The sequence below is a fragment of the Anaerotaenia torta genome (assembly GCF_050433395.1).
GTDB classification, from domain to species: Bacteria; Bacillota; Clostridia; order Lachnospirales; family Lachnospiraceae; genus Mobilitalea; species Mobilitalea torta.
Window position 1 is genome coordinate 149,414 of sequence record NZ_JBNPXH010000012.1, and the last position, 15,792, is coordinate 165,205.

Below are 15,792 nucleotides of genomic sequence, written 5' to 3' on the forward strand. Positions count from 1 at the left end.
CTCTGTGTTTAACAAGTTATAAGCTGATTAGAAATATTAAAAACAGCACTAATCTTTGAGACTGCGGATATATTCATCACAGCAATAAAAAATGATTATCCCATACTTTCTAAAGTATCAGATAATCATTTTTTTATTGCCAGGCCAGAGCCGGCATAAATTTATACTTAATATACCAGCGTATATTGGTCCAGGTCAGAACAGGCGAATTGCTGGTTGAATCGGTAACTCCCTGGATTGTGGGACAATCCTCTCCATTTCTCCGCCAAGAGGCGGTATTGATCGCACTATGATTTCATAACTTTTCAATAATATCCTGATATGTTTCAAAATGATGCATCTTAAGCCAAAACAGGTCAACGAGCTGACATCTTGTATCCAGTACATGATTGGTGAAAGCAAATGCCGCCATATCTCTATAGATGGGGCTGACACTTGTCTTATATCGTTTTTTCAGCCAGACATCCACAGGTTCCGAAAAAGTATGTTCAATGTGATGAAACAACTCGTGGCAAATCAACGCATTACGTATATCCCCGGCGGAGAAGGCTCCAATATTCTCCCGTACAAAAAAATCTGCCATCTCGGCTGCAAAAAAGCTGTTGCAAAAAATCTCCTTTGTGTCAGGCAGATAATATGCCCTGGTCTTTTCATGCTCCCCGCAACTTTGGATTGCCGTTATTCCAAGTCTGTACGCCTCTTCTTCCAGCCTGTTTCGGTCTAAAACGTATTGATGGGCGGTCTGCTCCCCTATGGAAACGGCATGGCAGTAAAGCATTTCACGTTTTTTCTCGTTTTTCGCCAAAGCAGGTGAAGAAAGCCACAGAATAAAATCCAGCTGCCTGGGATCGATTTTCTTCAGCTCCTCAACCATTAAAGCCACCGTTTGCCGGGAACTGCTCCCTGCTTTCTCAAATTATCCTGAAGCTCAGAAACTTCCAGCTTGTGCAGACTTGTGGCATTCTTGATACAAATTGCACAGGCAAGCCCCGCCGCTTCACCCAATGCCATCGCCGTTGCTGAAATTCTGGCGGATGCCAGGGCCTCATGAGTTGCCGATATGCAGCGCCCCGTCACAATAAGGTTTTTCGTCTTTTGAGGCAGCATGGCACGGTAGGGGATATCATAACAATTGTATTTTTCCTTGCGGACCCAATTAAGCTCATCTCCGCTGGGACTGTGTATGTCGATGGGGAATGCACAAACAGCGACACTGTCCGGCTGTTCCCTGTTGTTGATTACGTCATCTGCGGTCAGCGTGTACATGCCTGACAGCCGTCTGCTTTCTCTCACACCAATCATATCCGCCACCATCTCCAGACGGCAATCCGCGAACCCAGGGACATATTGACGGAGAAAGGCCACAATCTCTCTAACCTGCGCATGCGCTTCAAATTCTGCTTTTGTAAGCTCATCGGGGGCCACTCCTGACAGCTTGATTACCCGTACCATATTTATGATGGCCTCGCCTTCCTTCAGCCCTTGAAAAAAGAGCACCCTATCCCGCGGGATATTGAGGTCACCATTCTCCTGGGCTTGCTTTACAAGGCTGAAAAATCCTGAAACTGCCACATAATCATTCACATCACACTGGCTGTTCCAGATGAATTGTTCCGGGTTCGCCCGTATGTACTGCCGCACCTCGTCCATTCTAATGCCTGAAACCTTAAACATTAAGCTCATGGGCTGCGCCATGCCGTCCTGCGTTCTGCCGATTACGAAGTTTTCCTTGGCAAAGCTGATGATATCGCCGTCACCTGTGGCATCTACAACAAGCGCCGCCTTAAAGATCTGCTTTCCTGCCCTGGTAGTCACTGTAACTGTTTCAATTATGCCGTTGCTGATCCCCACCCCGGTAATGATGCTATTGAGCAGGACACTGACATTCGGTTCGCTGCCAAGCATCTCAAAATAAAGCATTTTCAGCGCTTCCGAGTCGATTGGCGTAATACTGGAAACCATTCCGATGGGATCCTTGATATGCCCTAAAGTAGCCTTTTTTTCCTTTAGCCTATCGATGATTTCTTGTGCAATGCCCTTCACCACCTGCCTTTTTCCCGCGTGAAAGGTCATGAGCGGCGATACCATTGCCGCTGTATTAGCACCGCCAAAATAAGCATTCTTCTCAAGAATCAGAACCCGCATCCCATTTCGTGCGGCAGAAAGCGCAGCCATAACACCGCTTGTACCTCCTCCGCAGACAATTACATCATATTGCTCTCTTTGCTCTTTCATGCAATCACCTCCTCATTCCATTATAATGGCAGCTTCAAAAATTCTAGGCCATCTCAGGCTGGCCGTATAGGATATCTTCCTGCCGAGGTTCAGCCCCTCCATCATCGCCTGATGTTCGCGTAACTCCTTCTCCAGCAGCTCCTGTGCCAGCTCCGGTTTTTCGATATTCCAGCCGTCCAGCTTTAATTCCGACAGCCTGCGGGAAAGCTTCGGCCGAATCACCGATTGATAGATGACGTCATCCAATATCCGGCCTAGGGTAAACTTCTGATTTTCCTCAACGTTTTTCCCCTCTGCCATTACAATCTGTGCAAGGCTGGTGCCAAGGGCATTACAGGCAGTATTCCAGGCAGAATAACCATAGAGCCGGTTTAAAGGAATTTGCTTTGCCAGATATTCCAGCAGGCGGATATCGCCTCCGTTTGCAAAAGCAACATCCAGAACATAAACCTTCCTGCCCTGTTTTACATCTTCTGCAATAGTGCTTGCCATACGGGTATACTGCGCATCGCTGTAGCCTGACCGTAAGGGTGTGGAATGATCCGCGCAAAAATCCCCCTGCTCCTGTTTGGGAACATAGATATACAAAATGGTATCAGAAGACGGCGCATGATGCAGATTTACTGTCTTCAGATGGCTTTCCAGATTCACGCAAAACGGTCTGTCCTCAAACAGCGCCACAAACTCACCAGGCTGAGGAAGCCATTTTATGCAAACCTCCTTTTCTTCCGGGGAAACAGCCCTGCACATCAGCTCTGCCGTGGCCTCGTCCGTGCCATTGTGCAAAAGCACCCGCTCTCTCAGTCCTAAGGCTTCTATTTTTTCATACAGCCTTCTTTGCTCTGATTTATGAATGCCCCATTCGCTGCAATCTTCCTGAAGAATAAGCAAGAAGTCCAAGACACCCTTATGGACAAGCTCGATACAATGCAGATTGATTGCATGATTTCTCTCTCTGACCGATAAAAATTCGCTCAGAACTTCCTGCGGAATTCTTGTCTTTAATACGTCCAATTGCTTTCGGTTTTCTGCGGTATCCTCCAACTCCGCCAGATGCGAATATTTAGAATAGAGAGCCACTGCTTCCCACCATATTTTTGACTCGGCGTTGAGAGTGCTTACCGTAGTCCGCATCAGCACATTCGCAGCATATAGCTTCAGATGCGGATTTGCCTGCTTAAGCTGCTCAAGAAAATTCAAGCGCTTCCTTGCCTCATCAATTGATATCCTGTTTTGCCGTGAACAGATCAGCCCGCCATACAGCAGCTGTTCAATGGAAATCACCATGGCATCGCAAGACGGGGCCTGTGATAAGACCCACTTTGAAATACTTTCGAACTGCGAAGGCTCTTTAAAAAAATCCATAATGGAAAGCGGCGGCATCACGCAGTTTACCTTTCCCAGTGATGCAAGATCTTTGGGAATATGATAGCTGCAGGGTCTTGAATCCAGTGGAAGAAGCGCCAGTTTCATAACTACCTCCTTAATTGTTAAAGCTTGTCAATGGCATTTCTAAATTCCGCCACAGCTTTTCGCACACTGTCAGGGGTTTTTCCTGTGACAATCGCACCGATCATGGTAGCTTTTACACCGCATGCCAAAAGGTGTCCCACCTCATGGGGTTTTATATCCCGCTGTGTGGGTACCAGTACCGGCAGACTGGTGCGCCCGCAGATGTCCGCATACTGCAGCAGCTCCCGCATACTCAGCCTGGTGCCGTAGCTTTCCGGCTGCATCACCGATGCTTCGAATACATCCGCTCCAAGCTTCTCCAGGTTCTTTAGATATGCCATGTCATATGAACTGTCAAAGGCGACCATTTTGACAATAGAGGGATCTTCCAGCAAGCATAGCGGCATGTCATGAGCATAAAGTGAGACAAAGCTATATCCCGCTTCTGTGGCATTTCTATAATCCTGAATGACGGTTTCTACATCACAGCCGGCTACAATTCCGCAAGGGCCCTTTGCATCTGCAAGAATTTGCAGCAGCTCCTGTTTTTCTTCTTCAAAGCTGGCATAATGATTCTTGCTGGCACGATGGGACACATTTATATGTACCTTTACTGCATCCGCCCCCTCCTCCCATGCAATGCGTGCAAGCTCGGAATCATTTGCAGGCAAACTGATTACCAATGAATGTTTTTTGCTTATCAGCATTTCTTTAAAGTTCATCTTCCTCCATCCTTTCAGCGTTTACTGGAAATCACCACTACCCTATCATGATCCGAAAGACCCTCCAGCTCCAGCTCAATCAAATTCAGAAGCTGTTCATAATTTAAAACAGAAGAATAATCCACAATGCGGTTTTTATAAATAAGAAAAAACTGCGCCAGGGTGATCCCCACATCAGAGAAATCCGAAACACGCTCGATAAAGGCTTTGATGGTCTTCTGATAGTCCTTCCTGGGCTGGCTGAAGATATCCCCTGCATTGGTCTGGAATTTAACAACTCCAAAGGCATCGAGCACACGGTATCGCTTAATTTGGGTTTTCAAAAGGCCGAACAGCCTTCTTTGTTCTGCAATATCCTCATAGATGTAAAGTCCGTCAACGACAGCCGCCAGCTGAATTCGATCCGCGTCTGTTTTCAAAGATTCCGCTGCACTTTTTCTAATTTCAGGCTCCTCCAGCTTTTGCATTGTATGATAATCCTGATCCATTTCAAACGCGCCTGTAGCAATGGCACGCAGGATGTTTTTCCCTTGATCAATCTCAATCTGCACCTCGATGGTATTGACATCGGCCCCCATGGAGACCAGCCTGCTAAAGGCGTCCTTCTTGATCGCCAGAATATCGCTTTCCGTCGGGGTCATAACCGTCTTCTCTACCGTATCCCGCAGCATGGCAAGCGCCGCACCAATTGCGGAAATCACCTCGGCCTTTGGGGCGATGAGGTATTTCATGCCCACTTTCTGACTCAGCCATGGCACCACCGAGGTTGCACCGCCTCCGCCCCCAACAAGGGAGACCAGCTCCGCATCAATACGGTACTCTTCCAGTAAATCCAGGACTACCGGCTTGACCTTAGCTGCGGCTCCGTCCAAAATCTGCTGTGCTATCTGCTCGCCCGTCTTACCAAAGTGACTTCCGATTACATCAAAGGCGCGCTTCACCTGATCATAATTTCCATAAGCGTAATCCCCTTCCCGGGTCATGTTCATCAAAATTGATGCATCGGTAAGAGTAACTGCAAAGCGCTTGCCTTCCTTATTTTCAACCCCCAGATAATCCCCGGGGTCCGAGGGCATTGGTGAAAAAAGAACAGGCTTCGCGCCTTCCAACTCCTGAGGAGTGCTGAAGGCCAGATAGCCCAGCCCTGCAATATGTGCGCTTCTTGGGCCTACCTCCAGCACATCCTGATGCTTCATACGGGTCATGGAACCGCCGCCTACGCCCACAGTACGTGAATCCAAGGTTTTTAAATAGGTGATGTGCCCGCCCACATTGGCACTTTTAATCATCGCTTTACCGTTTTTTATAGCTGAAATGTCGGTACTGGTGCCTCCGACCTCCAGAAAAATACCATCTGAGATTTTTGCAAACATCAAGGCTGCCGCAATGCCTGCCGCAGGGCCGGAGAGCATGGTCAAAATCGGACGCTTGCGCATTTGGTTTAAATCCATAACGCCGCCGTCACTTCGCATAATCATCAGGGGGGATTCAATTCCGCTTTTGCGGATGCTTTGATCCGTGAGGTTTGCCGTTTCGGTCATTTTAGGAAGAATACTTGCGTTGATCACCGCCGTCCTCGTTCTTACCTTTAAGCCATACAGCTGGGAAATCTCATGGCTTGCAGTGGAAAGAAGCTCTTGCCCCAGGGCGAGACTCACTACGGTATCTTCGTTTTCTGTATTATCTACCCCAAAGGCCTCGCTGGCGACAATCACCTGACAGCCCGCTTCCTTCATTTTGCTCAGTGCTTCTTTTATATTGGCGGCACAGAAATCCTTGCTGTTGGTGTCAAAGTAATGATGCTCGGTATCCAGCAGCTTCCCCTTGCTTAGCTCCAGACTCTTAATATTGGTATCACTGCTTGCCTTGATGCCCTCCAGCCCTTTTCCCATGCCGATGATCCCTACCTTGGAAACGTCCCCCTCCAACAGGGCGTTGGTGGCCTGTGTGGTACTGTGTGCCACAAATGCAATTTCACTTTTATCCGTACCCAGCTCCTCAATAATCGTAGTGAATACTTTGATGATTCCCTCTGAAACCGAGTTCTCAGAGGAATGGGTCGTGGGTGTTACAGAATGAGCGATAATGGTATTTTTTTTCTGATCAATTGCAACCGCATGGGTGAACGTACCTCCCACATCAATTCCAATTCTAATGGTTCTTGCCAAGGAAAACACCTCCGTCTTTTAGTAAAAATCCAAGTCCGAAGGTACTCGGACTTGGATCGTATGTTCTTTAGAAGAACCGAATACCTGCGATAACCAGACCAATGATTGCACCTATCCACACAAAGGGAAGGGTCTTTCTCAAAATATCATTGACATCCGTACCGGTTGCAGAAGCCGTCCAGACATTATGGGTATTGGTGGGATCACAGATACCCTGCAGCTGGCCGGTGGACATAAGCGCCGCCATAATTGCAAGGGCAGGCATTGCTCCCGTTCCCAGCATAATGGACCCGATTCCCAACCCGAGTCCCCATACATTGAAGGGACCGCGATAGAGCGCCAGCGGAGCTAAAACAGAAAAGAACAGGATATATAACAGCGGGGATTGGGGCAGCAGGCCTTTGATCGCAGGACCGATGAACTCTGTAACCCGCGGGTCCATAACAACCTTGAGCACCATACCGATTCCGATCATTAAAAAGAGTGCGCCGGCGGAATCGGAAATTCCCTGTGTCACGGCCTTGGTGAGGTTCTTCATGGATTCCCTGCTGATGGTTGTAAGAAAGCAGTAAATAATTGCAATGACCAGGGCCGTCACAATATCCAGCTTTAGAACCAACACCATGATAAGAGGAACGATGGGGGTCAGCATAGCCAAAATATTAACTTTTCTTTCAAGAGGCACCTGAGTACTGGGTTCCGGCCATGCAACTTTTTTTATACGTATCTTTCCCCCGAATTTCTCTTCCACAATGATGAATAAGATACCCATGATAAGAAAGATAATGCCCAGAGGATAAGCAAAGTTTCTGATTTCTTCCACTTGCAAACCGAAGCCGTCAATATACAGTCCCCAGTTAGTCAGATTAAAAATACCGCCCGTGCTTAATGCAAACAACAGAATACAACCGGCCGTAAGCGATGAAATTCCCACAGAGGTCATAATCGGCAGCACGATGGTACCAATCATAATGACCGAACCCAGACCGCCCAGTGTTGTGAACAATGCGCTTAATACCACCAGCAGCGAGATCCCAAGAACCATTGATCTGTCTCCGGCAAGCTCCGATACCATTTTCACAATCGCTTCGGCAATTCCGGACATTTTAATCATCTGTGACAGGATGGCGCCAAAAATCAGCATAATCATGGTAGAGGCAAGCCGGACAGGACCGTCTGCAAACAGCAGGGTCAGAATTCCGGGAGAGGTAGTTTCACCCTCGGTCACATTGTTAAACGGGATTCCGGCTACCAATGCGATTAGAAATGCCATGATTGGAAGCGCAAACATTGCAGAAAGCTTTTTTGTGTACATTAAAATACACATGATAAGAAAGATTAGAATGATTAATACGGTTTGCATAATTACCCTCCTTTTTATTTAAGAATGCCAGGTACGGCACTCCTGTTTTAAAGCTTTATTTTTCAAGGGCTGCAAAGCTTTTTAATAAAGCAGCAATGTCCCCTTGCTTTCCCTTAGGAAACCTTTGATTTCCCCAATGCTCGTTTGAACCATTTAATCTCTGCTTGTGCTGCCATTCCGCGAGCCAGACAGTAATCCTCCGCGCCCAGGCGGACGACATCCTTTGCATTGGCACAGTTGCTTACCCTGCTCTCCATTCCGCCTGCAACAAACACTTTCTCCACATCCCAATGGCCTTTTATCTGTTCAAGCTTTTGATAGAATTCCACAGAGCTACCATCCAGCTTACCTGCTAAATTATATCTTCCCCTGCAAAGCACGCCATTTAAGACTACCGCCATCTTTTCAGGTACAAGCTCATTGTAATAAATATAGTTTTGAATTTTCTTAGCCGATCCCAGGTAATGCTCACGCTTTGCGGCGCCGTTTATGTAGTGGTCAACCACGGTATATACCAGAAACTCACGTTCAATGCTTTCCTTTAAATGTACGTAGTTCCAGTTAAGATCCTCACAGGAGACAACCACCTGTGCTTCATAGTCGATTTGCCCGTTGAGCCCTACCCCTATTCCCAATACATTTTGATAGGTGTCCATCCCTTTTTCCAACTCGCGAAGCAGGACGGAGATGGCCGGCACCTGCTTATCATAAGGAGTGGTCCACGCAGCGGCAATACGGTTCTGACAATCTGTCACCACAAATTCAAATGCTTCTTTTTTCAGTGTAATTCCGATAAACCACCCATAAGCTTCATTAATCTTATATATGATGGAACGCCTGCCGCCAATGGAATCTTCTTTTCCAATGGAGGTGACTAAATTAGCATGGGTCAGCTCATTAATGGCTGAGGACACCGTTGAATTTCCAAACTTAGTCTCCCTGACCAAATCGGATTTTGTAGCATTTTCATTGCTCAGAAGCAACAATAATATGCTTGATATGTTTTGGGATTTTAATTCATCCAGCAATCTATCACACCTGCTTTCCACTTTTTACGAAGCTCGTAAAAAGTATATTCAGATTGTATCATATCCGGAACACGGTTGTCAACTATTTATAAAATATTTTTATTTAACTACTGTTTTGCCGTCACTATTCACAGTTAAATCCAAAAAACATACCGGCCGCATCAAAAAAACAGCCTTTATTCGAAGATAAAGGCCGTGTTTCGCATACATTTATGTTTAAAATCTACACGATATCGGAAGCTGCTGCGTAAGCCTCTTGGATTTCCTCCACGATCCGGGCAGGAACAGGCCCGGGCTGTGCCTGGGGTCTGGCAATATAATACCCCTGTACATAATCCACACCCATCCCAATGAGCGTTTGAAGCTCGGCGGAGGTTTCCACACCCTCCGCGATCACACCGATGCCGCGGCTTTCCGCATAGGATATGATATTCTGCAGGAGCTTGCGGCGGTTGACATCGGCATCCGCATTATGCACAATGGAGATATCCAGCTTCACAAAATCCGGATTAATCAGGAGTAAGGCCGTCTCGGAATTATACCCGGTTCCAAAATCATCCAGTGCAACCTGGCATCCCCAATCTGCTGCCAGCTTCAGCTTGTTATTCGTCTCCGTCTCGGTGGACCGCTCCTCTTCCGTGATCTCAATAACCACCCGCGGAAGGAGGTGGGAGAATTGCTCCCGGATCTGCTGGCTGTCCTTCTCGTTCAGCAGCTGATTTGCAATGGAATTTACAAACACACGGACGCCGGGATCCAAATCAGCCAGCTGCTCAAATTCGGCAAGGCTGTGCCTCCAGGTAAGCCGCTCGATGCTGTAAAGCTTGGATTGTGCTTTGGCCAGCATCAGCACCTCTCCCGGAGACTTAATTTTCTGCATCGTCGGGCGCATCAGGGCCTCATAGCCAAACACCGCGCCGGTCCGCGCATCCACGATGGGCTGAAAATGAAATTTCACCAGCTCCCACTCGATCAGGCGGTTGATCTCCTCCTGATTATGGATCAAATAGGAATCCTTGTTGTATCGCTCCAGATCAAATTCTCCGAATTCTCCCTTTGTTGTATTCTTTACCTGATACATGGCAAAATCCGCATATTTCAGAAGCTTTTCATAAGAAGTAGCGTGATCAGGATACCAGGCAACGCCCGCCGATACCCGAATATTAATCCGGGAATGATCCGGCAGCAGAAATGTGGTATGGCGCACTCCTCTCTCCAAGGCATGAATGGTCTCCTGCACTTCCTCCCTTGAGGAATAACCGGAAAGCAGCACATAAAACTCATCTCCGGACATCCGGGCGATCAGAGCCTGTTCCGGCGAGTAATGCCGTAAGGAATCCGCCATGCTTCGGATATAGTCATCCCCGCAATCATGACCATAGGAATCATTAATGAATTTCAAATTATCCAGGTCGAGCATCACCATTGCCGCCACCCCAAGCTCCTTCGGATTCTGGAATCGCCGGGCCAGCTCGGCAATGAAGGCACGTCTGTTGAGCAAATCCGTCAGCAGATCATAATCCCGCTCCCGTTCCAACTGGCGGCGTTTGCGAATTTCCTGGGTAATATCGCTCACCACCCCCATGATGCGCTCCCCTGTATTGATAACCTTCAGACGCAGCCAGCGGTCCTCGTCTGACCCCCGCGAGATATGCAGTACTTTGATGCTGCCATCCTCCGACTGATCTTCGACCTGACTGTCAAGGGTACCCAGCAGGGCATCAAACTTCTCTCTCCCAATGGTTCTGTCACTCTCCAATTTATTTTCCAATCCAAGCATATCAAAAAGGCTGTCGGTGCAGAATATCCTGTCAGAATCCAGGCGGGATTCAAAAGCCCCGATTTCCACCCCCGCCATATCGATGATCTGGGAAAAGCGGCTTGCCTCATGGGCGACATGAGCACTCAGAGTTTCGATGGCTCCGGAAAGCTCATCAATTTCTGCAATTTTTAGCTTATCCAGCACCAGCTTATGCCGGGGATTGCTCTTACGAAGCTGCACCAGCAGTTGGGTAATAGGCCTTGCCAGCAGCAGGCTGGCCGCCCATGCGGCAGTGAGTCCCAGGAGCAGGGATAACCCCCAGGTCGCCCATATGGAATCCATGATTCTATGCGAAAATCCCAAGAGCTGTTCTTCCTCCAGCATCCCGATCAAGGCCCAGCGCTCCTGCTCAAAAGGTGTATTGGTATTGTAAAGATCAAAATACTGAATGCAGCCATACACCGCATGCCTGTTGGAATTGCCGCCGACCACCTCAAAGGTGTCGGTATATTCTCCCTGTCTTTTGAATTGCAGCTGTGCCGAGTTATTGAAGATATGCTTATATAACGGCCCTGTAGAGAGCTGTATATCAAAATCAAGCACTTCCCTTTCCGATACTCCTACCAGGTACATGCCTTGTTTTTTCGTATTCAGTTCCTGATACGGCATCTGCTTGCCGAGATAATCCGCAGAAATTTCCACTCCCAGGATGGCATGAACCTGGCCTGCCTTATCACGAATGGGCATAGAATAGGTAATGATATCAAGGCTGTCCCCCTTGGGACGAAACACCGGGCACCAATAGCCCAAGTCCTTTTCATTGATTTCGGAATGGGCAATTGCCGCTTCATAAGGCCTTCTGAAATAGTTCCAGTTATCCGGTTTCTCCGGATCAAAGCTCATATACGACTGCCAGTTGGAATCAAGGGGAAGCCTCAATTGTTTGGAAATGCTTGCCGGAGCATGGAACAACAGCAAATCGGAATTATTCACCGAGCTTGTGGCAGGATCCATATCTCGTATGTAGAGCGCACGTTTTTGCAGATGCCCCTCCTCATTATAACTCTCTCCATCCGTCAGAATGAGAAATACGCCTGTCACCAGATTGCGGCGCAGCAGACGGATCAGTTTATCCGAGGACTGGGACAGAACTTCGTTCTGATAAATACCGTCTGCAAAATCCGTCCTTTTTCCTTCCTGATTGCGGTCAAATATCGCACTGATATCAGCCGCTGCCGGATCAAGATTGGACCAGCGCCCCAGCATCTCACTTTCCAGATAATTACGGCGGTTAATGACCTGTCCGTTGAGAATATCAAAGGCATTGTGATTGAGCTTCTCGATGGTACCGCCCAGAATGATATTGACAGAAAAAAGCCCTGCCTGCACAAACAAAGCAATAATAACCGGAATCAATATGCGGCTCATCATGGAATGGCCGGATTTCTTTCCTTTTTCTTTCCCTCGTCTCTGTTTCATCTGCATCCTCTTCCTATTGATTCATACCTATTTCAGCACAAACCTCGCTAGTAAAGTTCTGATACCAATCCTGAAAATTTTGGTCAGTTGCATATTGCGATACCGCCTCTTCCCTGGACATTCCTCCCTCTACCAGTGCATCGATCTGTGTACGGTCGGCCTTTGCACGGTCAGAAAGAGAATATTCCATTACCCGGCGGACTTCAGAAGAACCCGGAAATGCTTTTTCATAGTACAGCTCATAGTCATTGACGACACCGACAGATACCGCAAGCGCATCCTGTACCGCAGGCACAAGCACTTGAAACCCCTCCGCCTTTTCGATATATGCCATGTCATTTGCCGCCTTTTTCACAGGAAGGTAGGCAGAGGACACCGCAAATTCAATGTTGCGGTCCTTTTCGGCAAACCACTTCAGAAAGGTGGCCGCTGCCTGCTCGGTCTTCGGATCGGAGGCAATGACAGCCATGCCCGCGCCCTGCTGGATGGCACTCGGTTTTGTCCCCTTAAAGCACGGCGCCGGGAATACCGCAGCTTCAATGGGATAGCTGCTGTCATCCTCCAGCGTGACCTGCTCCGGAAAATAATACGCACCGGACGTAGAGCCTACGAATGCGATAAGATCACCGGTTTTGGCATCATCCGAGCGGAACCTGCCATAAGCGCCGAACCAGCCGTTGATATAGGGTATGTAATAGTTATCCCAAAGCTTACGGAAGGCCGCTTCATCCGGTTCAAAGGCAACTGTGCCGCCCGTTCTGGAAAAAAGCGCCTTTCCCGTCAGCTGATAATGTCCGAGAATAATATAGTTTGCCATGGCATCCCGTCCAAACATGGCTTTGCCGTCACCAGGGACATCCGGTGTCTTGGCATCCGTCCAGCGGTAATATGCTTCGGAAGCTGCCACAACCCCCTCCAGCGTCTCCAGCTCCTCTATGGATATGCCCGTGTCCGCGGCAAATTGATCCCAGTCCGTTTTATTGATCATCATGATTTCCGTGGATTTGGCGGTGGGAAAGATCTTTAAGCCGTCTGTTCCTTCAAAACGGCCCTCCTCTATATAGGCATCCACATATTCCGCCAGCTCCTCCTTGGTGAAATAGCCGCTCAAATCAGCCACCATCCCCCGCTGGTCCAAATCATACAGCGTATCCGTATAGGCGGCAAAGATCGTCGGCACCTCGCTGGCACCCACCTTTTTATCTATCGCGTCGTGTACCTTTTGGAACAGCTCATTGACATTGCCCTGTCCAAAGGCCTCCACAACGATCCCCTGCTCCTGCCCTGCCGTCTCGTTGAAATCCGTCACCAGCTCATCAAACGCCAGCTTCTGTGGTCCGTTATAATAATGCCATATCTCAATCAAAACAGGGTCACCGGAACCCGGCTTTTCCTGCACGCCCTGACCCGCGCAAGCGGCCGTCAAAAAAACCATACCTAAGACGGCTGCAATCACTTTACTGATATTCGTTATGGAAACCTTCATCCACATTTTCCTCCTGAGTACTTTCATTTTCTGATACCATAGCTGCAAGCTCCTATGATATGGCTTCGCTCCGGCGCACGCGCATAAATGCGCGGTATAATGTCTATCAACATTATACCACGTCCGCAGGCGTCCATGGTATGGCACTGCGTGCCGGGATGCGCACTCCGCTTTGCTCCGGCGCGGTATAATGTCTATCAACATTATACCATATCCATAACAAAATAAAGCGAAAATGTTGTTTTTTTGCTGTATTTTGTCCTTCCTTTGGCATCGGATCGGTCAAAGAGAAAACACGGCCTGAAATACTGTATGGCCGGGATTGGAATTGTCCAGCTTCAGGGTGCCTCCATGCAGCTCCACGATTTTTCTCGTGATGGTTAATCCCAGGCCGTTTCCCTGCTGGGCATGGGAGGTATCGCCTTGATAGAATTTATCAAAAACACGGGCGGCTGTTTCTTCCGATATGCCGCCTTCATTGATAAAGGAAACTGACATCTCCCCTGGACTTTGCTGCATGGCGATCTTCACCGATCCGTAATCCGGCGAGAATTTAATGGCATTATCAATGAGATTGATCCATACCTGCCGGAGCATCTCTTCGTTCCCGATCATATAGACTTCATCGGAATCAAACTGAATATCAATTTTCTTTTTCTCCCACTTTTTCTCAAGCAAGGCGACGGACAGGCGAATTTGCTCTGAAATATTGATTGTTTTTTTATCGGTGAGAATATGCTGGCTCTCCAGCTTCGACAGATTGAGAACATTGGTTGACAGCTCTGCCAGCCGCTCCGACTCGTTGATGATAATGTCAAGATACTCATTTCTCTCCTCCTCGGTGAGATCGGCGCGTTTGAGCATTTTTGCAAATCCCCGGATCGAAACAATGGGCGTCTTGAATTCATGGGAAAAGTTATTGACAAAATCACTCCGGAGCATTTCCGCGCTCCCGATCTCTTCCGCCATATGATTAAAGCTGCTGCTTAGCTGTCTGAATATTCCGGGACCTTGAAAATCAATTCTTGCGCTGTAATCTCCCGCGGCAATTTTCTCTGAAGCAACGATTATCTTTTGAAAGGGATTCAGTGCCCTTCGCATAAACATGGCGGAAAAAATGGTACCGATCACGACGCTGACAATTGCAAAAAACAGGATGGGCGCCAACGCGACGGCATTATTCCCTACGGCTCCGAAATAATTGGTCAGATAGATCCCGATAAAACCAAATATCATGGTGGAAAGCAGAATGCAGAAATTAATGACCGTAAACAGAATGGTAAGACGCAGCTTCACCCCTCTTTGCTTATTATTTTTCATTCCGTATCACCGCCTTATAGCCGATTCCCCGGATGGCTGTTATCTCAAATTCCGGCCATTCCTCAAATCTTTTGCGCAGACGCGCAATATGAACATTCACCGTTGTATCCATGGTTTCGGAGTCCATCCCCCAGATTTCATCCATTAACTGAAGCCGGGTGAAGATTTTATCCGGGTAGGATAGCAATTTGTATAACAGGTAAAATTCCTTCTGCGGAAGGGTCTGCCTGTCCCCCTCCCGGGAAACGGTCAGTGCGTCATAATCAAGGGTAACCCTGCCGATATGGAGCTTATGCTCATTGGCAATTTGCGACCGCCGCAGAAGGGCTTTGATGCGCAGAAGCATTTCCTCTTCATTGACCGGCTTAACCATATAATCATCGGTTCCTACCAGAAAGCCTTTGCATTTCTCCTCCGGGAGCTGCTTTGCCGTGACCATGAGGATCGGAGTATTGTCTCCGCAGCTGCGGAGCCGTTCTGTGAATTCATAACCATTCATCTTCGGCATCATGACGTCCAGCACGATGAGATCAATATGCTGTCTGTCCATGATTTCCAATGCTTCCAGACCGTTTTCCGCACTGAACACCTCATATCCGGCATGAGTAAGTACGGCTTTCATCAATTTTGCAGTGCTCTTATTATCTTCTACAACAAGTACATGAAACATAGCGTATACCTCCTCCGCAGTTGTTTACAATATACGATATAGCATCCTGTCATCCGCAGATTATTGCACTGATCCATGACAACCAGGATGCGCGGTATAATGTCTAT

The 15,792-nt window shown here is 48.0% G+C and carries 11 protein-coding genes; all 11 read right to left on the reverse strand.

Annotated elements, in window-relative coordinates:
* Positions 1-295: 295 nt before the first annotated feature.
* Positions 296-883, reverse strand: coding sequence for a hypothetical protein (locus HNQ56_RS18750; RefSeq protein WP_429149330.1), 588 nt, complete (start codon positions 881-883; stop codon positions 296-298).
* Positions 874-2,235, reverse strand: a complete 1,362-nt coding sequence (locus HNQ56_RS18755) for an FAD-dependent oxidoreductase (protein WP_429149332.1) — start codon at positions 2,233-2,235, stop codon at positions 874-876. Before HNQ56_RS18755 ends, HNQ56_RS18750 begins: the two co-directional genes overlap by 10 nt.
* 12 nt (positions 2,236-2,247) lie before the next feature.
* A complete protein-coding gene (locus HNQ56_RS18760) occupies positions 2,248-3,708 on the reverse strand; it encodes a DUF4127 family protein (protein WP_429149334.1) in 1,461 nt (486 codons plus the stop codon).
* 17 nt (positions 3,709-3,725) lie between these two features.
* Complete coding sequence (locus HNQ56_RS18765) at positions 3,726-4,358, reverse strand: beta/alpha barrel domain-containing protein (protein WP_429149335.1); 633 nt, start codon at positions 4,356-4,358, stop codon at positions 3,726-3,728.
* A gap of 65 nt (positions 4,359-4,423) precedes the next feature.
* On the reverse strand, positions 4,424-6,577 hold the full coding sequence (locus HNQ56_RS18770) for a hydantoinase/oxoprolinase family protein (protein ID WP_429149336.1): 2,154 nt from the start codon (positions 6,575-6,577) through the stop codon (positions 4,424-4,426).
* 67 nt (positions 6,578-6,644) lie between these two features.
* Positions 6,645-7,940 (reverse strand): hypothetical protein, encoded by a 1,296-nt coding sequence (locus HNQ56_RS18775; protein WP_429149338.1) that lies wholly within the window; start codon positions 7,938-7,940, stop codon positions 6,645-6,647.
* Positions 7,941-8,053: 113 nt separating this feature from the next.
* The gene (locus HNQ56_RS18780; protein WP_429149340.1) at positions 8,054-8,968 is read right to left on the reverse strand and encodes an ROK family protein; all 915 of its coding nucleotides are present in this window, start codon (positions 8,966-8,968) and stop codon (positions 8,054-8,056) included.
* Positions 8,969-9,191: 223 nt separating this feature from the next.
* On the reverse strand, positions 9,192-12,209 hold the full coding sequence (locus HNQ56_RS18785) for an EAL domain-containing protein (protein WP_429149341.1): 3,018 nt from the start codon (positions 12,207-12,209) through the stop codon (positions 9,192-9,194).
* A 13-nt stretch (positions 12,210-12,222) separates the two neighbouring features.
* Positions 12,223-13,695 carry an extracellular solute-binding protein gene (locus tag HNQ56_RS18790; protein ID WP_429149343.1) on the reverse strand — a complete coding sequence of 491 codons (1,473 nt, stop codon included), beginning with the start codon at positions 13,693-13,695 and terminating at the stop codon, positions 12,223-12,225.
* 282 nt (positions 13,696-13,977) lie between these two features.
* The gene (locus HNQ56_RS18795) at positions 13,978-15,015 is read right to left on the reverse strand and encodes a HAMP domain-containing sensor histidine kinase (protein WP_429149345.1); all 1,038 of its coding nucleotides are present in this window, start codon (positions 15,013-15,015) and stop codon (positions 13,978-13,980) included.
* Positions 15,005-15,685, reverse strand: coding sequence for a response regulator transcription factor (locus tag HNQ56_RS18800; RefSeq protein WP_429149347.1), 681 nt, complete (start codon positions 15,683-15,685; stop codon positions 15,005-15,007). The genes HNQ56_RS18795 and HNQ56_RS18800 overlap by 11 nt, the downstream gene beginning before the upstream one ends.
* Between the last annotated feature and the right edge of the window lie 107 nt (positions 15,686-15,792).